Origin of the sequence: Acinetobacter harbinensis (genome assembly GCF_000816495.1) — a bacterium.
Classification (GTDB): domain Bacteria; phylum Pseudomonadota; class Gammaproteobacteria; order Pseudomonadales; family Moraxellaceae; genus Acinetobacter; species Acinetobacter harbinensis.
In genome coordinates this window covers 913,815-936,291 of the sequence record NZ_JXBK01000001.1, presented here as the reverse complement: position 1 = coordinate 936,291, position 22,477 = coordinate 913,815, and the positions used below count along the sequence as shown (strand labels likewise).

General features: G+C 43.2%; 19 protein-coding genes. 11 read left to right on the top strand and 8 right to left on the bottom strand.

Annotation, left to right across the window (positions count from 1 at the left end; translation table 11 throughout):
• The first annotated feature begins 279 nt into the window (after window positions 1-279).
• From SE27_RS04355 to SE27_RS04335, 5 genes are all read left to right on the top strand, one after another.
• Window positions 280-1,200 carry an MlaA family lipoprotein gene (locus SE27_RS04355; protein ID WP_039621204.1) on the top strand — a complete coding sequence of 307 codons (921 nt, stop codon included), beginning with the start codon at window positions 280-282 and terminating at the stop codon, window positions 1,198-1,200.
• A gap of 110 nt (window positions 1,201-1,310) precedes the next feature.
• Window positions 1,311-2,279: an RsbU family protein phosphatase GigA gene (gigA, locus tag SE27_RS04350; RefSeq protein WP_039621201.1), complete on the top strand. Its 969-nt coding sequence runs from the start codon at window positions 1,311-1,313 to the stop codon at window positions 2,277-2,279.
• A gap of 113 nt (window positions 2,280-2,392) precedes the next feature.
• The gene (gene gigB, locus SE27_RS04345) at window positions 2,393-2,911 is read left to right on the top strand and encodes an anti-anti-sigma factor GigB (protein ID WP_039621200.1); all 519 of its coding nucleotides are present in this window, start codon (window positions 2,393-2,395) and stop codon (window positions 2,909-2,911) included.
• Between the two features lie 30 nt (window positions 2,912-2,941).
• Window positions 2,942-3,766 (top strand): carbon-nitrogen hydrolase family protein, encoded by an 825-nt coding sequence (locus SE27_RS04340; RefSeq protein ID WP_039621198.1) that lies wholly within the window; start codon window positions 2,942-2,944, stop codon window positions 3,764-3,766.
• Window positions 3,767-3,889: 123 nt separating this feature from the next.
• Entirely contained in the window at window positions 3,890-4,315 is a 426-nt protein-coding gene (locus tag SE27_RS04335) for an organic hydroperoxide resistance protein (protein ID WP_039621196.1), read from the top strand.
• 252 nt (window positions 4,316-4,567) lie between these two features.
• Here the strand turns inward: SE27_RS04335 and SE27_RS04330 are convergent, their stop codons facing one another.
• Both SE27_RS04330 and gspE read right to left on the bottom strand, forming a co-directional pair.
• Window positions 4,568-4,975, bottom strand: coding sequence for a hypothetical protein (locus SE27_RS04330; RefSeq protein ID WP_052251702.1), 408 nt, complete (start codon window positions 4,973-4,975; stop codon window positions 4,568-4,570).
• A 42-nt stretch (window positions 4,976-5,017) separates the two neighbouring features.
• Entirely contained in the window at window positions 5,018-6,505 is a 1,488-nt protein-coding gene (gene gspE, locus SE27_RS04325) for a type II secretion system ATPase GspE (protein WP_039621194.1), read from the bottom strand.
• Window positions 6,506-6,603: 98 nt separating this feature from the next.
• Between gspE and SE27_RS04320 the strand changes: the two genes are divergently transcribed.
• Window positions 6,604-7,425: a hypothetical protein gene (locus tag SE27_RS04320; protein ID WP_406564539.1), complete on the top strand. Its 822-nt coding sequence runs from the start codon at window positions 6,604-6,606 to the stop codon at window positions 7,423-7,425.
• A gap of 8 nt (window positions 7,426-7,433) precedes the next feature.
• Complete coding sequence (locus tag SE27_RS04315; protein ID WP_039621190.1) at window positions 7,434-8,360, top strand: mechanosensitive ion channel family protein; 927 nt, start codon at window positions 7,434-7,436, stop codon at window positions 8,358-8,360.
• 199 nt (window positions 8,361-8,559) lie between these two features.
• Here the strand turns inward: SE27_RS04315 and SE27_RS04310 are convergent, their stop codons facing one another.
• Complete coding sequence (locus SE27_RS04310) at window positions 8,560-11,265, bottom strand: DUF2339 domain-containing protein (RefSeq protein WP_039621188.1); 2,706 nt, start codon at window positions 11,263-11,265, stop codon at window positions 8,560-8,562.
• A 163-nt stretch (window positions 11,266-11,428) separates the two neighbouring features.
• Here SE27_RS04310 and polA point away from each other — a divergent pair, with 163 nt between their 5' ends.
• Complete coding sequence (gene polA, locus SE27_RS04305) at window positions 11,429-14,194, top strand: DNA polymerase I (protein WP_039621186.1); 2,766 nt, start codon at window positions 11,429-11,431, stop codon at window positions 14,192-14,194.
• Between the two features lie 82 nt (window positions 14,195-14,276).
• On the opposite strand, the gene SE27_RS04300 is transcribed toward polA, so the two are convergent.
• The 5 genes from SE27_RS04300 to ppx are packed head-to-tail and all read right to left on the bottom strand — an operon-like array spanning window position 14,277 to window position 19,413.
• Entirely contained in the window at window positions 14,277-14,846 is a 570-nt protein-coding gene (locus SE27_RS04300) for a YggT family protein (RefSeq protein ID WP_039621184.1), read from the bottom strand.
• A 27-nt stretch (window positions 14,847-14,873) separates the two neighbouring features.
• Window positions 14,874-15,704, bottom strand: coding sequence for a pyrroline-5-carboxylate reductase (gene proC, locus SE27_RS04295; RefSeq protein WP_039621182.1), 831 nt, complete (start codon window positions 15,702-15,704; stop codon window positions 14,874-14,876).
• 27 nt (window positions 15,705-15,731) lie between these two features.
• Window positions 15,732-17,081, bottom strand: coding sequence for a tRNA lysidine(34) synthetase TilS (gene tilS, locus SE27_RS04290; RefSeq protein WP_081406871.1), 1,350 nt, complete (start codon window positions 17,079-17,081; stop codon window positions 15,732-15,734).
• Window positions 17,018-17,842: an acetyl-CoA carboxylase carboxyltransferase subunit alpha gene (locus SE27_RS04285; RefSeq protein ID WP_039621179.1), complete on the bottom strand. Its 825-nt coding sequence runs from the start codon at window positions 17,840-17,842 to the stop codon at window positions 17,018-17,020. The genes tilS and SE27_RS04285 overlap by 64 nt, the downstream gene beginning before the upstream one ends.
• 47 nt (window positions 17,843-17,889) lie before the next feature.
• Window positions 17,890-19,413: an exopolyphosphatase gene (gene ppx / locus SE27_RS04280; protein ID WP_039621178.1), complete on the bottom strand. Its 1,524-nt coding sequence runs from the start codon at window positions 19,411-19,413 to the stop codon at window positions 17,890-17,892.
• A 262-nt stretch (window positions 19,414-19,675) separates the two neighbouring features.
• Here ppx and trxA point away from each other — a divergent pair, with 262 nt between their 5' ends.
• The 3 genes from trxA to SE27_RS04265 all read left to right on the top strand — a co-directional run bounded on the left by trxA (window position 19,676) and on the right by SE27_RS04265 (window position 22,342).
• Entirely contained in the window at window positions 19,676-20,002 is a 327-nt protein-coding gene (trxA, locus tag SE27_RS04275) for a thioredoxin (protein ID WP_039621176.1), read from the top strand.
• Window positions 20,003-20,374: 372 nt separating this feature from the next.
• The gene (rho, locus tag SE27_RS04270) at window positions 20,375-21,643 is read left to right on the top strand and encodes a transcription termination factor Rho (protein WP_039621174.1); all 1,269 of its coding nucleotides are present in this window, start codon (window positions 20,375-20,377) and stop codon (window positions 21,641-21,643) included.
• A gap of 420 nt (window positions 21,644-22,063) precedes the next feature.
• Window positions 22,064-22,342 (top strand): hypothetical protein, encoded by a 279-nt coding sequence (locus SE27_RS04265; RefSeq protein WP_039621172.1) that lies wholly within the window; start codon window positions 22,064-22,066, stop codon window positions 22,340-22,342.
• The last annotated feature ends 135 nt before the right edge of the window (window positions 22,343-22,477 follow it).

Below are 22,477 nucleotides of genomic sequence, written 5' to 3'. Positions count from 1 at the left end.
CATTCGAAATCTTAACAATCCAATCAACCTATTGATTTATCAAAGGTTTTAATTAACATCACCGCCGATGGATATGCATTATAGGTGAAAAAAATTACCATGCAACCCCCTTTTTCAACTTTAACGATCAGACGGGTATTTTTTAGGCATTTTATCTTTTTTTACGACATGTTTTGGCAAAATTTGTTTTAATACCCGCAGTCAAAGACCTGTTAATATATTTTCATTACGTATTTTGAGCTTTAAGCATCGGCTTATTCCAAGGCTCTAGGATTTTTTATGCGCCACTTTCATTATATTTGGGCTAGCCTATTAACTGTGGGATTCATTTCTCCAGTGTTTGCAAATGACTCAATGGATCGCTCTGAAGCCGCCTCTACAGATACTGCACAAACATCTGCTTTAGAAGATAACAGTGTAACCGCGCCACGTGCTCGCCTTGAAGGCTTAAAAGAATTAAAAAAAGAGCTAAAAGGTGTTACCGCCAAGGACTTAAAAGTAAATGCCAATGCCACACAACCTGAGAGTGAAAAAGATCCACTACAACCCCTAAATAGACAAATTTTTGCCTTTAATGATGTACTCGATCGCAATATTGCCCGCCCTTTAGCTGTGCAATATAAAGAAAAATTACCTTCAGATGTTCGTGGCTCATATCGCTTATTTCGTAAAAATTTAGGTGAACCTTGGAATGCGGTCAATCAACTCGTACAAGGTCGGCCGCTTCGTGCCGCAAAATCCTTAGGTCGTTTCACGGTGAATACCATCACCACATTGGGTTTTGCAGATCCTGCTCAGCGCATAGGTTTATCCTCTGAAGAAGAAAATTTCGGCACCACTTTGGGCTATTATGGCGTGCCTTCTGGAGCCTATGTGGTGCTGCCAATTTTAGGACCGAGCACTTTAAGAGACACCTTAGGCTTAGCGGTAGACAGTCAGGCTCGCCCACAGAAATATCTATTAGATGATCAAGATGGTCTGTATTGGGGGGAACAATTGTTACGTGCTGTAGATACACGTGCGCAAATTTTAGATATCGAAGATGTCTTACAAGGCGATAAATATGCCGCTATTCGCGATATTTATTTACAGCGTAAAAATTTCGCCATTGCAGAAAAAAAAGGGCTAGAATCTGAAAATATGTTTATTGACGATCTGGACAATGACATCTCAGATGAAGAGGCTGAACCATCCAAATAAGCCGCTTTCTTGATACACGCGATGATCAGTTTGGCTTGCGTCGTTCTTGATCATTGCAGGGTTATCTTGCGCTATACCTTTTATCACCTTAAGGATCACCCCACTTCTTTATGTATTTCATTCAACCGACTCGCGATATTCCTTATCTGGAACAGGTCATTAATACACTGCCCTGCGTGCAAATGATTCACATTGATGATATTGATTTATATGATCCAACTATTTTAGCAATTGCCGATGTACAGGATTATTTAACCCATCAATGGTCACTTCCGACTTTGGTTTTGGCTTTCGAGAATGAAGGCACAGCCTTGGCACAGGCGTGGGAGTTGGGCGCTTTAGCAGGTTGGGTGTGGAATAAATTACCCAGTGATCCTGAAGCTTCGTTACGTAAAATTGATGCCAAATATAAACGCAATCAGGACAGTCGTGATTTGCCTTCTGCCGCGCATTTACAGCAATGTTTATTACCCAATCCGATTGAGCTAATCAATTATAAAGTAGAGACCTTGTTTCAACCTTCTGCGTATTTATCGGGAGATTGGTATGATTATTGGAAAATCAGCGATAAAGAGCTCATGTTTTATTTGGCTGATGTTTCAGGACATGGCGTTACCAGCAGTTTATTGACCTCTTGGATGGCAGCTTTTCATGGACGTGCGAAAACACCGCGTGAGTTAATTAAAAAGCTGAATGGCATGTTGGTACAAGAAAATATTGAAAAACACATCACCATGATTGCAGGGGTTTTAAATCTAGAGACGCATCAGTTACGTTGGTCGAGTGCCGGACACTATCCTCCTGCGATTATCTTTGAACCGAACCAAGCCCCTAAAATTTTGAATACCAGCAGCTTCCCTTTGGGTTTAACGGAAGATTTAGAGGTTGAAGAGTTTGAATGCGTGCTGAATCGTCATGCACGGTTTATTATTTGTTCAGACGGTGCTTTAGAACCTTTTGATGGTGGACTCAATGAACAATTTGAACAATTGCTGTTTCATTTACAAAATCAATCCTTCCAAGCCCCTGAACACGTGGCAGATGACATTGCCATCTTAAGTTTACACAGAATGAATTAACTACATAATCAATACGTTAACTTTCAAGTAAGCCATCTACGACTGTTGACCACTTGAGTCTAGAGTAGCGCTATGTGATAATTTTACGATCCTTCTCTGCAAATGGCATTTATATGTCAACAGGTCATGTTGAATATGCAAGCTTGAATGGAACGCATATTTTTAAGCTTATTGGCGAAGTGCGTGCCCAATCTTGTATTAGTTTAGACAAACTGCTTAGTAAAATTGAACAACAATCCAACGTTGTCGGTGCAATTGTAGATCTCGCTCAAACGACCTTTATTGATAGTACTGTATTAGGAATATTGGCAAAGCTTGGGCTAAAACTTAAGCAAATCCATCATATTCAAGCTGTTATGCTGTCTACCAATCCCGATATTACCACCTTGGCCAACAGTATGGGTTTGGGTCAGGTGTTTGTGATTTTAAATTATTGTGGTGATCCTAAAGTATGCACACGTGAATTAATGGAAGAACATATTACGCAAAACACCATGTTGACCACGGTTTTAGATGCGCACAAAACCTTGATGCGGTTGAATGAAAACAACCAAAACATGTTTGAGCCATTAGTGAAACAATTACAAAAAGAACAAGAGAGCCTTGAAAAGGTGTCACCACATAACGTCTAAACCCTCTCCCCCTCACGAGCTCTGCCCTCTATGATTTTATTTTCTGTTGTACAAATGAATTCTCAAGATGATATTGACGTCAATTTTTTGACGATTGAATCATTGCTACAACAAAGTAAAGCACAAGGTGCAGAGCTGATCGTTTTTCCTGAAAATTTTGTCTGTTTTGCGGGGGCGAAACAGCAAGAGATTGCACAGCAGTTTGAAACGATTCAACAGCGCTTAGAAAAGCTGGCCCATCAATATCAAATTTGGATTGTGGCCGGTACGCTGCCGTGCCCATTTCGTCCCGATGGTTCAAGCATTGCAGATGGCCGAGTACGCACAGCAAGTTTGTGTATTAGTCCAGATGGCACTGAAGCACGTTACGATAAGATTCATTTATTTGATGTTCAGGTCGGCGATGCGGTGGGCGGCTATCAAGAATCTAAATTCTTTGAACCCGGAACAGAACCGGTGCTGGCAAAAACGCCTTTTGGCAATATTGGCATGATGGTCTGTTATGACTTACGCTTTCCTGAACTGGCATTAATGCTTCGCGCCCAAGGTGCACATGTATTAACCGCACCCTCCGCATTCACCCATACCACGGGTCAAATGCATTGGCAATTGTTGCTGCAAGCACGCGCTATGGACAGTCAATGTCAAGTATTGGGCGCAGCGCAACAAGGATGGCATGGATCAAAGCGTCAAACATGGGGACATGCAGCCGCAACCGATAGTCGTGGACAAGTATTGGCCTGTATTGACTATGAAGGCAGTGGTCTGATTACCGTGCCGTTTGATTTGAGCGAGCAACGCAATCTACGCAGTTCCATGCCTTTAATGGCACACCGTCAACTGCTGAAGCTGTAACATAAACAGGGCGTATATCAGTTGTTTAAATAGTAACTATATAAAATTACAAAACTCCTGATTATTCTTTGTGTAAAATCCCCCACGATAACAACTTAATATAAAATTCAAAGGGATAAGAAAATGTCGTTAGAAAAAACCGTGTATACCGCAAAAGCCAAGGCAACCGGCGGCCGTGATGGTCGTGCGACTTCTTCAGATGAAATTTTAGATGTAAAACTGGCCGTTCCGAAAGAAATGGGCGGCGCTGGCGGTGGCACCAACCCAGAACAGCTTTTTGCTGCTGGATATTCTGCGTGTTTCTTGGGTGCAATGAAATTTGTAGCCAACCGAGATAAACTTAAAATCACCCCAGATGCCTATATTGAAGGCGAAGTCGGTATTGGTCCGATTCCAACCGGGTTTGGGATTGAAGTTAAACTTAATATTCATTTAGAAGGTCTGCAGCAAGCTGAAGCAGAAGAATTGGTCAATGCAGCCCATATTGTTTGCCCATATTCAAATGCAACGCGCGGCAATATTGATGTCACTTTAAATGTCATTGTTTAATTCTAAAAATTAAGGGTTTAACTCAAAAAAAGGCACGCTAACTTTAGCGTGCCTTTTCTTTAATGTTGGCTTGTAATTCCTAGAGTTTACATGGATTCAAATAGCTCTGTTTAAATTGTGATTTGCCTTGTATCGGCTCTATATAATCAGCCATTAACACTAAATTTCCATGCCCATCAAAATGTGAGTGATTCTGAAAAGGGATATATTGACCATAATCAGGAATCCAGAGGTCATTAAATGACTTTTGATTCAGCTTTGCCAATTCAATTTTTTATGTGAACTTAGTTGTCGTGCAGTAATCCGATTCTTTTTATCATCACTTTCAATTAAACACTGCGTTTTAGAATCTACCGTAATGAAACTAGCTGTTGTGTCATGATGCTTTTGATCACGTGCAACAAAAGCATGCACTTGGCAAGAGTTGCCACAAGATGCAGCAACATGGTAATAATTTGCGTTGAGCTGTTCCACATTGGGTGATTTAATGCCCTCAAAGTAGATCTCTTTTTGACCATTGACCTTGCGTATCACATCACAAGACCACTCCGTTTCATCGCTGCATTGCTTATAAACTTTAAAGTCATTTGCTTGAGCAAAACTAAGATTGCTCAAACACAAGCCCACACTCAAACTGAGTAATAAGATTATTTTTTTCATTGTTATCGTCTAGATTTTAATATAAATAAAAAATGAATCAGCCTAGTCGACGGATTCATTGGTCACGCGCAGTACTTCTTCTAGGGTGGTTTTACCGGTCAAGACTTTACGTAAACCATCATCTCGAATCGAGCCCGATTGTTTACGCGCATAAGCTTCAATTTCATATTCAGCAGCATGTCCATGAATCAAACGGCGCATTTGATCATCCACAGGAACAATTTCATAAATTGCTGTTCGTCCCATAAATCCGCTATGCGAACAGTGTTCACAGCCTTGCGGTTTAGGCAACTTAAAGGCGGCACCCGCCTCTAAATGACGAAAAATATCACGTTCAAAGCTGTCTGCTTCATGCCATGTGGCACAGCGCGAACATAAAGTACGCACCAAGCGCTGCGCCACCACACCAATCAATGAACTGGCCAACAAGAAAGGTTCAATCCCCATATCTTTTAAGCGCGTCACTGCCCCAATGGCGGTATTGGTGTGCAGCGTTGAAAGCACCAAATGCCCCGTTAAAGAAGCTTGTACCGCAATTTCAGCAGTTTCTAAATCACGAATTTCCCCGACCATCACCACATCTGGATCTTGGCGTAACATGGCTTTTAAGGCGCGCGCAAAAGTCATATCGACTTTGCTATTGACCTGCGTTTGTCCAATGCCTTCCAATTGATATTCAATCGGATCTTCTGCGGTTAAAATATTTTTTGAGCCATCATTTAAGTCTGATAATGCAGCATACAACGTGGTGGTCTTCCCTGAACCGGTAGGACCAGTCACCAAAATAATACCGTGCGGACGATGTACCAGTTGGGTTAAACGCTCATAATCTGGCTGCATTAAACCCAGATGGATCATGTTTAAGCGTCCAGCTTGCTTATCCAGTAAACGCATCACCACGCGCTCACCATGCGATGACGGCAAGGTCGAAACCCGCACATCGACCTCGCGTCCGGCCAACCTTAATGACATACGACCATCTTGCGGCACGCGCTTTTCGGCAATATCAAGTTTGGCCATGACTTTAATCCGCGACACCAACAGCGGTGCCAGTTCACGGCGCGGTTGCACAATTTCACGCAGTTGCCCATCGACACGTAAGCGTACCGAGAGTTTTTTTTCAAAGGATTCAATATGAATATCCGATGCCCCCACCCGAATGGCTTCAGAGAGCAAGGCATTAATCAGTCGTACAATCGGTGCATCATCTTCTTGATCCATCAAATCTTCAGCTTCGGGCACAGAATCGGCCAAACTGAGTAAATCGGGATGATCTTCCAGTCCTGCGGCCACTTGCTGCGATTCACCGGTATCGCCGGCAAAGCTTGAGCTGAGTAATTGTTGAAATTCTTGTTCAGTACATAACTGATGTTCGGCTGGATAGGCCAAATAACGCCTTGCTTCTTGTATGGCAATTAAGGTCGTGTTGGCACGGCGTACGATAAAGACATGATTACCGTCATATCGCAGCAACACACCATGACGTTTGGCAAAACTATACGGAATTTGTAATTGTTTAAGTATTTGCATCAAGGTTTATAATGATGAATAAATTAATTTGAGTGTACTCTAAGCGTATGGCAGCGTGAAGTCTGTTTTTACTGCTAAAGCAATATAGGAAAATGCTGGTGTCTAAAAATAATATTGTGATTGAACCTGAGCATGCTCATTTAAAATGGTGGGGTGAACATCATTTTGAATTAAACCAACCCAAAACTTGGCAATTTGGTTCGTTATTATTTCGCTTAACGCGTGGTTTACAAGAGTGGCGCTTGGAGTTTCATCGCCCGAAAGTGCAATACGACTATGAACAAAAATGGCATCTGATTGAAGATGCCCATTTTGCTTTTCCACTGCCGGTGGAAGTTGAGCGCTATATGTTTAAAGCCACGCACAATAAACTGCAATTGATGCCGCGTTTAGCAAATCGTTCGGTGGTGATTAAACCGGTCGATCCCATTTATATTCCAGCCGGCCAACGCGGCACGTTATATATCAGTACCCCGCTGTGGATTGCCGGTTTCGTCGAAGGACAAAAAGACCCGCTGTTTGATATTCCGATTATTTTACCCAAAGACACGTGGTTTGGCCCGAATCATCGTAGTGGTGAGATTTGCTATGCCACCGCAGTAGATGGGCGTACTGAGTTACATCAATTAAAACCGCGTTCTTTTCGTGCAGTGACACCCATTGAGTTTCACAATATCAGTCATCAACAGTTACGTTTTGATCGTATGAATGTGCCCGTTTCAGCACTGCCTTTGTTTTATAGTGAAAGTACCGGTCGCTTATGGACCTCACAAATTAAGGTATTACAAGAAAGTGTCGATCGGCCACCGCGCATTCGCATTGAAAATCGTACCCCACCGCATGCTGGTGAAGTGATGTATGTACATCCACCCCGCGCACCTGCCAGTGCGTTATTCAATATGTTTGATTCATTTTTCTAGAGGTTCGCATGGCAGAGTCTAATATCCCCAAAGAGATCAGCGACAGTCTTAAGGGTATTTACACCAATATTAACACCGAACGCTTAAGTGAAATTTTAGTGGCGATTATCCTATCGATTATTGGATTTGTGATTGCCAGATTGGTCTCGAATGCCTTTATTCGCACCATTGGTGTGCGCTTCAATGCCCATCAAAGTTTGGTCTGGGGCCGCGGGATTTTCTATTTTATTTTCTTAATTTTTGTCATGACCAGTTTAAAAGAAGCTGGCTTTAAACTGAGTGTATTTTTGGGTGCAGCCGGTATTTTAACTGTGGCTTTGGGTTTTGCTTCACAAACCTCAGCATCTAATTTAATCAGTGGTTTATTCTTGATTGGTGAAGGCTCTTTTGAAGTGGGCGACACCATACAAATGACGCTGATTCGCGGCCACACTGTCGAGGGCGAAGTCATTTCCATTGATTTACTCTCAGTTAAATTACTCACCCAAGACAATGTCTATGTTCGCGTGCCCAATGAGCAACTCATTCGTGCACCGGTATATAACCTGTCTAAATTTCCAATCCTGCGTATTCCGATCACATTGGCAATTAACTTTCACGAAGATATTATTAAAGTGCGTGAAGTGTTACTGGATGTCGCGAACAAATATCCATTGGTCTTGGCCGATCCTAAACCTGCCGTGACGGTAACCGCATTTCGTGAATCCTCTATAGAGCTGTTGTTTGCCATTTGGTGTCATCAGGACAATTTCTTAAAAGTACGCGATGAGATGCAAGAGCGTATCCGTAATGGCTTTGTCGATAATCAAATTGAAATTCCGGTTCCGAAAATGGGTTTTGTCGATCGCCCTGCGGCAATGCAGCCTTTAACTGATGATGATCTTGATCAATACGCCAATGCCAAAGAACTGAAACGAGAAAGTCATCCAAAATAGCGCATCACTGCTTTTAAAGGGTAATAGATGGGGCCTAAAAAGCGCTACAACCTAGAAACATCAGCAGCAACGCTGTAAGAAGCATAGGAATGAAACGTGACCATCTCAGCGCAGCATTCCTATGTTCTGTTTAAAAAAATACAGACTCTTGCATCGGTTAAAAGCAAAGCGAGTATTTTAAAATGCTGTTAGCTTCAGCCTAACTTTCCGAATGTTCCGGAATGGGCGCAATATAAGCAATAATCAGCATCATAAAGCCTGCGCCCAAAAAGGAAATTACCCGCGTTAAGGTGCCAATATGCGATAAATCAAACAGCACCAGTTTTAAGGTGACCACCACCAAAATACTGCCACCCAAAATCCACACCGAACGCAATTGTTTATGACTGGCCAAACGCATGGTCATGCAGGCCAATCCGACCCACAGTAAAGTCAAACTCAGTTGTACCGTACCATCCGTCCACACCGCCAATTCATTCAATGGCGTAGCCAGATAAAGATGCAAAGCGCGCAGCAGGATATAACTGCTTAACCACAGCAAACTCAGCACCATTAAAATCGCCACGATACTTTTATCCAAACCGGACTTGACTTGCAACGACAGCATCCAAATAAAGCCGGCCAGCATGGCAATACTCACCGCATCAAAAGGATTGAGAATCGGCAGCAAATAGGCCTGAAAGGCTTGCTGACTTAACAATTGCGAACAGATGATCCACGTTGCCATCAATATTAAGCTACTGCGGGCTTGCCAAAATATTTTCCAGTCCGGATTATGCACTTGCCAATAACACCAAGCACAAAACAGCAGCGGTAAAATCACCACGCTGATATACGGCATACTCGGTAGCAGGGTTAAACTGCCCATCGCTAGACTTATTAACACGCCCAAACTCACCCATTCTTTTTCGGTGCGCACTCCCAATAGTGGACGCAGCCATAAGATGGCCAACATGATACCTGCGGCGGCAAAGCCTAGACGCTCAAAAGTAGAAGGCCATACAATAATGCCCTGCTGAGTTTGATCAATCACCAGAATTAAGGCAAAAACAAATATGGGAACCAAGCCCAACCATTTGGCAAATAACCATGATGAGCTGGCTTTACAGGCCAACATCAGCTCGTTCATCAACAGATAAGTGCCACAGACTATCAATAAGCTTAAAGTTAACTTCTGAGCATGATCAAGATGATCGAGTAATAAAATAAACAGTAAACTGGTGGCGCAGAGCATTTGTAATGCATTAAAGCTTACGGTAGCCGGACTAAGTTGCTCTCTAAAATCGGCACGGCTGTTTGAAATGAGCACCACCGCAAAATAGCTCACACATAAGCCCCAATACATCTGACGAGGAAAGTACGGCAACTCCACCCAATAGTACAAGCTGGATAAACCGGCCACAATCAACAGCCCAATGGCCAAATAACGACTAATAGATGACTTGATCCACAAGGCATAGCTGAAAATCAATAGCCCTTCTAGCGCCCAACCCAGCACACTCCACTGCTCTGGCAGCAAAATAGGCGGAATGAGCACCAAGAAAATTAGCATCAAACTGAAATAGCTTTGTGAAATTAAAGGTAAAGCTTGATTGCGTTTAGCACCTTGATATAAGCCGGCATATAAAATGGCAAACCCAAGGCTGGCCATAGCTTGCACTGTGGTCTCTTCAAAATAGATTAAATAAATAAAGATATAGGCCACAATCGGTGCACCAAAAATCAGTGCAATATCTAAAGCCGGTTTAAGTTTAAATTGGCTGAGGTCATCTTTGGCCAACAATTGACTAAAGCGAAAACTCAGCCAAATAAAGATCGCGCTGTGCAACACAATTAATAGGCTTAAGGTACTACGCTGTGATTGATCACCAACCTGAAAAGCATAGCCACCACCGATAATTACCGTGATTAAAAATGCAATTTGATTGAGGGTTTTCCATGGTCTAAGCGTACTTAAAATAGCCACCGCAAGATTAATGACCGCATAATAGGCCACCAATTCAATGGCGCTGGCATTACGAACCGGCAAGGTAAAGGGAGCGGCATAGGCAATGACCATCGCCATCAACGCCAATTCAATGGCTTGTTGTTTTAAACTTAAATACAGTGTTAACGCCATAATCAGTGCAAAAGCCAAGGCCGCCCAAGCAAATGAGGCGATCACGGCATTGTAATATGCAAAGAATAACGTCAGAAACAATACCGCTAACCCTAAGCCTTCTAAAGCCAAAGCAAAACTTCGATTTTTACTCTGTAAAGCACAACCCAAGGCCGTCACAGCAAGACTGATACTCGCCACAAGGCTGAGCTTTAACGCCAAACTCAGTTGCCAATGTTCCGTGGCAAAACGTAACAACAGCACCACGCCCACAATCAACACCACGATGGCGACTTTTAACACCGGATTGCCGTGAAAAAGCCATTGTCTAAGTTGTGCAGTTAAGCCCAACGCCTGTGTGCTGGCAACAGCGCTGGACGGATCATCCACGACAGCTGCTAGAACAGGATCAAGCACAGAATCCTGCTGAGGTAGCCTACCAACGGACGAGCGTTGCAGTTGGATTAATAAAGACTCTAAACGGCGCAGCCATCTAAATAAGAAAAAAATCCACACGGTAACCGCCAAGCCCACCACTAGATTCCAGCCCATAAGGCCGGCCACCACAGCCACAATAGACGACAGATATAATGGAACTTTAGAGGTTAAGGCCGCAGCTGCGCTATTGGTCAGCGTCATGTTTTCAAGCGGTTTTTGAATGGCATCTACATATTGCATCACGCTCATCACCAAGGCGGCAGCGCAGAGATAGCTCAATAGCGGAATCTTTAAAAACCATGCGCCGACCCCGACAATCAGCAATGTCATTAGCCAAATCATCCGGATTTCGCTCTGCCCGTTGTGCATCTTTTCTATATCTCGCTGCGGAATGATCCGATCATACAACAGCTGTGACTTTGATTTTTAAGCATTCATCAGATATTCAGTAACAGCCCCGTTGAATGATGTGGCGATATTGACGGACAAAATCACGTACAATAAGACCGTTATTTGGATTAGGAATCTTTCAATGCCACCATTTGTTTTGGTCGATGGCTCATATTTTTTATTTCGTGCATACCATGCACTGCCACCACTAACCACTTCTACTGGTTTACAGACCAACGCAATTCGTGGTGCGATCTCTGCCATTCAAAAATTGATGCGTCGTATTCAACCCAGCCATATGGCCGTGATTTTCGATACACCCGAACCGACTTTTCGCCATGCCTTGTCCGCAAGCTATAAAGGCGATCGTCCAAGTATGCCGGATGAACTTTCACAGCAAATTCCCTATTTGCACGCCCTGATTCGTGCCTTGGGCATTCCTTTGCATACCTTGCCAGGGGCAGAAGCCGATGATGTGATAGGCACACTGGCTAAACGCGCCGAAGCAGCTGGCTATCAAGTGCTGATTTCCACCGGCGATAAAGATATGGCGCAGTTGGTCAGCGATAAAGTCACCCTAGAGGACAGCTTTAAAGACAAGCCGATGGACATCAATGGTGTATTTGAGAAATTTGGCGTCTGGCCCAATCAAATGATCGACTATTTAACCTTGATGGGCGATGCATCCGATGGTATTCGCGGCGTGCCCGGCGTTGGTGCCAAGACTGCGGCCAAACTGTTGACTGAATATGGCTCAATTGGTGACATTTTAGAAAATGTCGATCAGATCAAAGGTAAAGTCGGTCAAAATATTAAAGACAATGTCGAGGGTATCGCGCTGGATCATCAATTGGCCAGTATTGTCTGCGATCTTGATATGGGACTCAGCTATGAAGATCTAAAAGTACGTGACCCGAATGTTGAACAACTGCGTCAACTGTATACCGAACTTGAATTTCGCAATCAATTACAGTCCTTGGATCATCCCAACAACCCGAATAATTCAGCCTATAAACAAAATTCTCAAGTGATTGAAAAATCGGTACACCACGCCGAAACCTCGGTCACAGCAGATCACGCGGCGCTCACCAGTGTCGATGATCAACTCGGACAAGCAACCTATCATACGGTTCTTAGTCAAGCGGACTGGGATCACCTCTTTAGCCGCTTAAGCACTGCAAAGCGTTTTGCTTTTGATACTGAAACCACCAGCTTAGATTATCGCATTGCCCAAATGGTCGGCTTTTCTGTGGCTTTTGATGCCCAAGATGCCTATTACATTCCATTGGCACATGATTATGAGGGTGCACCCGAACAACTCAATCGTGAAATTATTTTGGCGCAGATCAAACCGATTTTAGAAGATGCCACCATTGAAAAAATTGGCCATCATTTAAAATATGATGCACATATTTTACATAATCACGGCATTGAATTACGCGGTTGGTATTTCGACACCATGCTGGCCTCTTACGTTTTAAATTCGGTGGCTACCCGTCACGGTATGGACGATGTCGCGCGCTTATACTTAAGTCATTTCACTACGACCTATGAACAAGTGGCGGGTAAAGGCGTCAAACAAAAAAGTTTTAATCAAATTGAATTAGAGCAGGCAGCGCCCTATGCCGCAGAAGATGCGCATGTGACCTATCGTTTGTTTGAAGTTTTATCGAAAAAATTGGCAGAAGTTCCTGCGCTCAGTGGGATTTTGCATAATATTGAAATGCCCGTGGCGCGTGTGCTCACCGCGATGGAAGAAAATGGCATTGAACTGGATGTGAATTTTTTAGATCAGTTGAGTGTTGAGTTTTCAACTGCCATTGCCGATTTAGAACAGCAAATTACCGCATTGGCGGGGCAAAGTTTTAATGTCAGCTCACCAAAACAAGTCGGTGAAGTCTTATTTGAGACACTCGGGCTTAAAGGTGGTAAAAAAACGGCCACTGGTCAATACAGCACCAGCGAAAGTATTTTAGAAAAAATTGAGCATCCGATTAGTGCATTGATTTTAGAATATCGCGGACTTTCTAAACTCAAAAGTACCTATACCGATGGTTTACAAAAACAAGCCCATCCTGACAGCCGACGTGTACATACCAGTTATCATCAAGCACTAACAGCAACGGGGCGTTTATCTTCCACCGATCCCAATCTACAAAATATTCCAATTCGTACTGAAATTGGCCGTCAAATTCGTAAAGCCTTTGTTGCACCTGAAGGACGCGTGTTACTGGCCGCCGATTACTCACAAATTGAATTACGTTTGATGGCCCATCTGTCACAAGATGAAGCCTTGGTTCATGCCTTTAATCATGGTCAAGATGTGCATCGCCGCACCGCTGCTGAAGTTTTGGGTATTGCCTTAGACGATGTGACTCACGATCAACGTCGTCAAGCCAAAGCGGTGAACTTTGGTTTGCTATACGGCATGTCAGAATTTGGCCTGATTCGTCAACTGGGGTTTAGTCGCGCAGAATCACAAAACTATATTAAGCAATATTTTCAGCGTTATCCGGGCATTTATGAATACATGCAACGTACGCGTCAAATTGCCTTAGAACAAGGTTTTGTCGAAACAATTTTTGGGCGTCGTTTATATACCCCCGATATTGATGCTCGCAATATGATGGTGCGTAAAGGTGCCGAACGCGCCGCCATTAATGCGCCATTGCAAGGCAGCGCAGCGGATATTATTAAGATGGCGATGGTCGAAGTGGATAAAATGCTGCCCAAAGATCAGGCCAAAATGCTACTGCAAGTCCACGATGAATTGGTGTTTGAGGTGGACGCCGATATTGCCGATGAACTGGCGCTGAAATTGGCGACGGTGATGCAATCGGTGGTCAAACTTTCTGTGCCTTTAATTGTTGAAGTCGGTAAAGGGATGAATTGGGATGAAGCGCATTAATCTGCGCTTTGTGCTTATCGTAAAATAGAATGTTTAAGCCTAAAAAAAGGACTCAATCGAGTCCTTTTTTTAATCTTTATTTTTACAGGCCGGTTAACAACACCACCGCCACTTGATTCATAATGATTTCAATAATATATAAAGTTAAAAAGGCAATAATCGGTGACAGATCAATCATGCCCATATTGGGTAAAATACGGCGAAAAGGCGCCAACAATGGTTCGGCCAATTCTTGAATCACTTCAATATAAGGTGAACGCGACTGGGTAAACATTACCACCCAACTTAAGATAATGGTGGCAAAAATCAAATAGCGACAAAAACGGATCAAGTCTTGAATCATGGTGACAAAGGTGAGCATCACCAAATGAATCGGACTGTTTGGCATCGCGCCGGACAAATACATCACCCCAAAAATTTTGAGCAAATATAGAACCACGATCAAGGCCAAAGCGGCGAGATTAACGCGACCTTTACCCACCGTTGGAAAAATACGCCCAAAGACGTCTACTAATTTTGTGGCTTTAGCGGTGGACATTACCACTGGATTATATGCATTGACGGCAGCCAACTGCATAAGAAAACGGAAGAATACGAGCAAAATCGCTACGTTAATGATAATGCCAAAAATTAGCGCAGAATTTGCACCCATAGTGGAACTTTCCTAAATAAAAACGAGTTATTTGCTACTTTCACTTAGCTCTTGAGCAAGTTCTTGGCTGCGTTTTTGAGCAGCAGCCAAAGCGGCCTGAATATTTTGTGAGATTTGCGCACGATCAAACACTTCAAGTGCAGCTTGTGTCGTGCCGTTTGGCGAGGTGACATTTTTACGCAGTTCAGCAGGACTGTGGGCACTGGTGATGGCCATTTGTGCCGCGCCTAAAGCTGTTTGTAAGGTCAGTGCGGTGGCCGTTTTTTCATCCAAACCTAAATTTTTTCCCGCGCGAATCATACTTTCCATCATATAGAAAAAATATGCAGGACCCGAACCAGATACCGCGGTAACCGCATCAATTTGTGCTTCTGAATTGACCCAGAGGGTTAAACCGGTTGCAGCCAAGACTTGGCTGGCCAACGCCCGGTCATGTGCATCTACAGCATCGGTTGCATATAAGCCATGTGCGCCGGTTTGTACCAAGGCTGGGGTATTGGGCATCACCCGTACAATGCGATCGGTATCTAGTAACTTAGCGATGGTGCTAATTTCTGCACCCGCCACTATTGAGATCACCAATTTGCCTTGTAGCAGACCTTTTAATGGCTTTAATACGCTAGCTAAAACTTGTGGTTTCACCGCAAACAGAACAATATCCGCCTCTTGAATGGCGACTAAATTATCCTCAGTGACCTGTACCTGTTTTTCTGCCAAGCAGGCACGCATCTGTTCTACCGGATCAGAAACTGTAATACGGTTGGGCGCCAAACCACGTGAAATTAGCCCACCAATTAAGGCTTGGGCCATATTACCACCACCGATAAAACCAATATTACAATTTAACGCTGTATCCATGTATGCCACTCGACTGAGATTTATTCGCTAAGAACTCAAATTCGGTTGCCATCCTCCGACTTCACAATAGTCCGATTGCGCCAACCAAAACCCTTTCGGGGTAAAGACGCCAAGCATAACATTATCTATGCTTAATATTTGAATTGTATAACGCTGCCAAGGAAAAATTTGTGCTTCTTGTAACGCCTTTTTCAGCGGCCATGCGCCAACACGCGCATATAAATGTATTTTTTCGCCGCCTTGACGTTGCGTGACATTTAACACTTTTCCCAACAAACAGTGAGACAAGCCGATCTGCGCCGGTGCCACTTGATAGCTGCCTGATAACAGATTAATTTTTTGATTTAAGCTCAATTGCAGATGCACCACTGTAGCGGCTGATTGATTTTTTTCTGCCAAATACTCAGCTGCACTTAAGCGAAAAAGCTGCTGCTGATAGCGAACATAGTAATATTGATTCCAGTGCAATGCCGCTTGAGCATCTATTTTTGCATGGATAACTTCATTGAACAGGCGTTGTACCATCTCAAAATGAGGCCGATAGCTGTCTTGCCCTTTCATCCACGCCGACAACAGTTGCCGTTGCCGCGCAGCAGACAATTGCGCGAATACCTGCAAATCCAACACTCCATCTGAGCCACAAGCGCTTAAATCTTGCGCCAACACCTGCTGTAAAATATCATCGGCATCTTGCATTAAATAACTGGTTCGAGCGAATGCCTGTTGCATTTTTGCATAGCGACTTTGCAAAAGTGGCCACAATTCACGGCGACACCATGCTCGATCATAATGGGTATCTAAATTACTGGGATCTTCAATATGCTCGACCTTCAGCTGCGTGGCCCATTGGCAAATTTGTTCACGCGAAACATCTAATAGCGGTCGCCAAATGCTCAATTGCCCACGAACATCCAAGATTTTCATGGCGCTTAAACCGGCAACACCGGCACCCGATAGCAGCCGTAAGATTAAAGTTTCCGCTTGATCTTGTTGATGATGCGCCAGCACTAAAATCTCATGCGCTTGTCGATGTTTTAAGTAGGCTTGATAACGTGCTTCGCGTGCTTGCTGTTCTAAATTTCCAGATTGCACGTCGACTTTTTCAATCACACAATCAATACCACGTGCAGCACATTGCGCAGAGACAAACGCTCCCCATGCGGCACTGCTGTCTTGTAATTGATGATCAATATAGATGGCACGGATTTTTTGCGGATACAGTGCGGACAGGACATGCAGCAGCAGCATGGAATCCATGCCCCCACTACAGCCAATTAACAAAGTGCTTTCTGGGGGAAAGCACTGCATTTGTTTTAAGACGCGAGTCCTAAATTGTCGCTGCCAAACTTCATTAAACGTTGGTAACGTGCTTCGCATCTCTCATTCGCATCCATTGGTTGCAACTCTGCTAACACCTGTTGCAACACTTCTTTAAGATCTTGCATGACTTGGTCAGGCTGTAAATGTGCACCCTCACCTTCATCCACGACATGTTCCACAATACCCATTTTTTTCAGCTTATCTGCCGTCAAAGATAACGCTTCACTGGCTTGTTCTGCTTTGTCTGCCGTTTTCCATAAAATGGAGGCACAACCTTCAGGCGAAATCACCGAATAAATACTGTGAGACAGCATAATCACCCGATCTGCCACACCAATTCCTAAGGCACCACCGGAACCGCCTTCGCCCAATATGGTGGCAATGACTGGTACTTTTAAACTGGAAAGTTGAGCAAGACTGGTGGCAATGGCTTCTGCCTGACCACGTTCTTCTGCACCAACCCCCGGATAAGCACCCATGGTATCAATAAAGGTAAATACCGGTAGATTAAAACGTTCAGCCATATTCAGTAAACGCTGGGATTTACGATAGCCTTCAGGATTACTCATACCAAAATTATGCTGTAATTTTTCTCGTGTGCTGCGGCCACGGTGTTGGCCAACAATCATGACAGGCTGACCATTAAAACGTGCCAAACCGCCAATCATGGCACCATCATCACCAAATACTCGATCGCCATGTAAAGCATCGAATTCAGTGAAAATTTCACCGACATAGTCCAAGAACTGCGGACGTTCAGGATGACGAGCAATTTGAACGGTTGTCCATGCTTTAGATTGAGCGGCTTTGTTTTTCATGGGTCGACCCTTATCCCTCAATTAACAATCAATTGTTAACCAATTACTTATGAATAGATAAATTGTTCCGACTGAATATTTAATTCAATATCCCAATGCTTAAACTGCAGTTGTTCATCATGCAGATCTGCCACAAGCAAAGGCCATTGTTTGGCATCGCCAGAAACACTAAGCTGCCATTGTTGCGCATTGGCCACCGTTAATTCAATGGCAGGAAGCATCTCATCACTGCGACTATGGTTAAGCAAAACAGCCAGACGTAGCAATAGACTTAAGTAAACTAATTTGCTACCTCCAACCTTCATCACATCCACGCGGCTGTCACTGCGTAACTTACGACGATGATGCGCCACCAAATGCGAAAGATGATTTTGATCAATTTGGGAGAAGCCAGCAATGTCTGAATGTTGCAACAAATATGCCCCATGACGATGATAACCACCATGGCTAATGGCCAAACCAATCTCATGTAAATAGGCGGCTCGGCGTAGCAAATCACTATCTTCACTATTTAAATTCAGTGACTTAGCCACACCCTCAAACAAGTGCTGCGCGGTTTTAACCACACGCTCAGCTTGTTTAGGATCTGCGTTGTAGCGCCCCATTAAGGCTTGCACACTGCGGTCACGAATATCTTCGTGCTGAAAACGCCCCAGCAAGTCATACATCACGCCTTCGCGTAACGCACCATCGGAATAGACCAACTGATCCAATTCCAACACATCAAACACCGCATATAAAATGGCTACGCCGGCTGGCAAAACTGCTCGACGATCTTCTTTGAGACCATCAAAATCTACTTCAGAGATATGTTTAAATTTAAGCAATTTTTCTTTGAGTTTCTCTAAACCTTCACGGGTTAAGTTTTCTTTTTCATCACTCCAGCCCATATTCACGGTAATTTGGCGACAGGCTTTAATGGTACCACTAGAACCGACTACCGTATCCCAACCGGCTGCTTTATAGGTATTGGCTACGCCAGAAAGTTCTTTACGTGCAGCGACGACGGCTTTATCAAAGTTTTTCTGATTAATTTGACCATCGCCAAAATAAGCACTGGTAAAAGCCACACAACCCATTTGTAGGGATTCAGTATGAATCGGCTCAAACTCTTCACCAATAATCAGCTCGGTGGAACCACCACCAATATCCACCACCAAACGACGGCCACTATTGGCCATGGTATGTGATACGCCTAAATAAATGAGACGCGCTTCTTCACGACCGGCAATAATTTCAATCGGTTTGGGTAGAATTTCGGCGGCTCTTTGAATAAATTCTTGTCCATTTTTAGCCTGACGTAAAGCATTGGTGGCGACAATTCGCATACGCGTCGGCTGTACCGAACTTAAACGTCCCACAAAACGTGCCAAACACGCTAAGCCGCGTTGCTGCGCCGCTTCGGTTAAATTTTTATTTTCATCTAGACCAGCCGCCAACTGAACCTTTTCTGACATTGAGGCCACTTTCTTAACTTCACCATGATCTACACGGGCAATCGCCAGATGAAAGCTGTTCGACCCCATATCGATGGCAGCAAGTAACTCTTCATCAATCAAAAAATCAGACATGATTCAAACAAACCTATAAGAATTGTGCTTAGAGTAATTCACATACTTATAATTGAAAAGTCATTTGTCAGTGCAAATGCAGGAGTTTTGCACTTTCTATATCTGCAATTGCACTACACGATGCTCATTATCGTCAGCATCAATTAGACAAAGCACACAGAATGTTTGAAAATTTACATATCGCAGTACATAGTTAAATGCGGCTATGTAATACTTATTGCCATAAAACTATCTTACTTAAAATCTTATTTGGAGCTTATCCATGTCTGCTAATATCGTAAACACCACTGATGCAAACTTTGAAGCTGACGTTTTACAATCTGACGTGCCTGTACTGGTCGATTTTTGGGCAGGCTGGTGCGCACCATGTAAAGCGATTGCGCCAGTACTTGAAGTCCTGTCGACTGAATTTGAAGGCAAAGTTAAAATTGTTAAAGTTGACGTAACCACGTGTGAAGCGACTGCGGTAAACTACAACATTCGTAACATTCCTGCGCTGTTGATGTTTAAAAATGGCGAAGTGGTCGGACAACAAGTCGGTGCAGCACCTAAATCGAAATTAACTGCTTTTATTGAAGAAAATATCTAAGCTGAGCCTAAGCACTCAATTGAGGCAGATAGAATGCTCTCTTGGTGCATGGTTTTAAGCCATTTAAATACGCTGTCTTAAGATGGCGTATTTTTTTGCTCTATAAATTGACAAACAGCCGATTACCTCTTATATTGCATATTCAAGGAATCAAGGATTTTCAATCCAGCATTTTCTTAAAAGACACAACACATAAGATCGCCGCTCGGCAATAGAAATTGTTTTTACACTTTTTTTCTTCTCAACAATGTATCAGACCTCTGAATTGTTATTGTGCAAATACAATTGCGTTACTTTTATTGCCTGCAAGCGGCTGAATGTTGCTCCCTTTCCTCATCTGTATTCCAGAATTTTGATCCTATCTGACCACCTATGAATTTAACTGAACTCAAGAAAAAACCGATTGGCGAACTCATCAAGATTGCTGAGTTTATGGGCCTAGAAGGAATGGCGCGTAACCGCAAGCAAGACATCATTTTTGCCATCTTAAAACGCCATGCAATGAATGGCGAAGAAATTTTTGGTGATGGTGTTCTTGAAATTCTGTCTGATGGTTTTGGTTTCCTACGCTCTGCATCAGGCTCTTACCTTGCAGGCCCAGATGACATTTACGTCAGCCCATCTCAAATTCGTCGTTTTAACTTACGTACTGGCGACACCATTACTGGTACCATTCGCCCACCTAAAGAAGGCGAACGTTATTTTGCCTTATTAAAAGTTAATCAAATTAACTATGACACCCCTGAAAACTCACGTAATAAAATTTTATTTGAAAACCTCACGCCATTGTTCCCAACCGAACAATTGATTATGGAAGTGGGTAACGGCACCACTGAAGATTTAACTTCACGTGTAGTCGACTTGGTTGCCCCAATTGGTAAAGGTCAGCGTTCAATTATTGTTGCGCCGCCTAAAGCCGGTAAAACCATGTTATTACAAACCATTGCCCAGTCAATTGTGCGTAACAATCCTGAAGTCTTTTTAATTGTTTTACTGATTGACGAACGTCCTGAAGAAGTGACCGAGATGGAACGTACCGTTCGCGGTGAAGTGATCGCCTCTACGTTTGATGAAGCACCAGCTCGTCACGTTCAAGTGGCTGAAATGGTGATTGAAAAAGCCAAACGTTTGGTTGAACATCGTAAAGATGTGGTGATTTTACTCGACTCAATTACCCGTTTGGCGCGTGCCTACAACACCGTGATTCCCTCTTCAGGTAAAGTCTTGACCGGTGGTCTAGATGCGCATGCGTTAGAGCGTCCAAAACGTTTCTTTGGTGCAGCACGTAACATTGAAGAAGGCGGATCATTAACCATTATCTCGACGGCTTTAATTGAAACCGGCAGTAAAATGGACGATGTCATCTACGAAGAGTTTAAAGGTACCGGTAACCAAGAAATTACCCTTGATCGTCGCATTTCTGAAAAACGTGTCTTCCCTGCGATGAATATTAAAAAATCCGGTACACGCCGCGAAGAACGTTTGATGAGCGAAGATAACTTACGTAAAGTTTGGATTCTACGTAAATTATTACATCCAATGGATGAGTTGGCAGCGATGGAATTTTTACTTGATCGTATGAAAGAAACCAAGACCAATGATGATTTCTTTGATCAAATGAAGCGTAAAGCCACCAGCTAAATTGCGTTAATCAATATTTTTTATCAAAAGGCTATCTATAACGATAGCCTTTTTATTTGGTTGACTTTAATTACATAAAATTACAATCAACCTTTTGGTTTGTAATTTTTTATGCAAGTTTATGATTATTAAAAATAACCTATAAAAAAACCTATAGTTTTTAGTAAGTTATTTAGTACTTATCCAATATAAATCACGCTATTGATTGTTATTTTCTGTTAAGAATATGCGTAATTCAGCTCATTTTCGACATTTTTCGTCTCTTGCCCAGTAGTAATTCAAAATGCGCAGTGATAGCATATTCGCAGACCAGTTAGACTGCCTCTGCATTGTTACTGCCTAACAAATTTTAGGAAGAATAAGAGCACTCAACAGGCTAACAAAGGTTTCTTTTAATCTCATATTTTAGAGAGTGATGCCATGTTATTCAAAAAAATCGCTATTGCTGCTGCAGTTGCCACTACTTTAGCTTTCGTTGGTTGTGCTAAAAAAGCTGAAGACGCTGCTGCTGATGCTAACGTTGCTGCATCTGAAGCTGTAGAAGCTTCTGCTGAAGCTGAAGCTGCTGCTTCTGCTGCGACTGTTGATGCTGCTCCTGCTGCTGAAGCTGCTGCATCTGAAGCTGCTGATTCTGCGGCTGTAGCTGTTGATGCTGCTGCTGAAGCTACTGCTGCTTCTGAAGCAACTCCTGCTCAATAATCCTAACGGATTATGAAGTAAAAAAAGAGAGCCATTGGCTCTCTTTTTTTACAGCTAAAATAAGCTAAATCTAAACAATTGGATATCTATCTTCATTTAAACTACATAGCGCCCCTTTAGAGCAATCTATGCTGA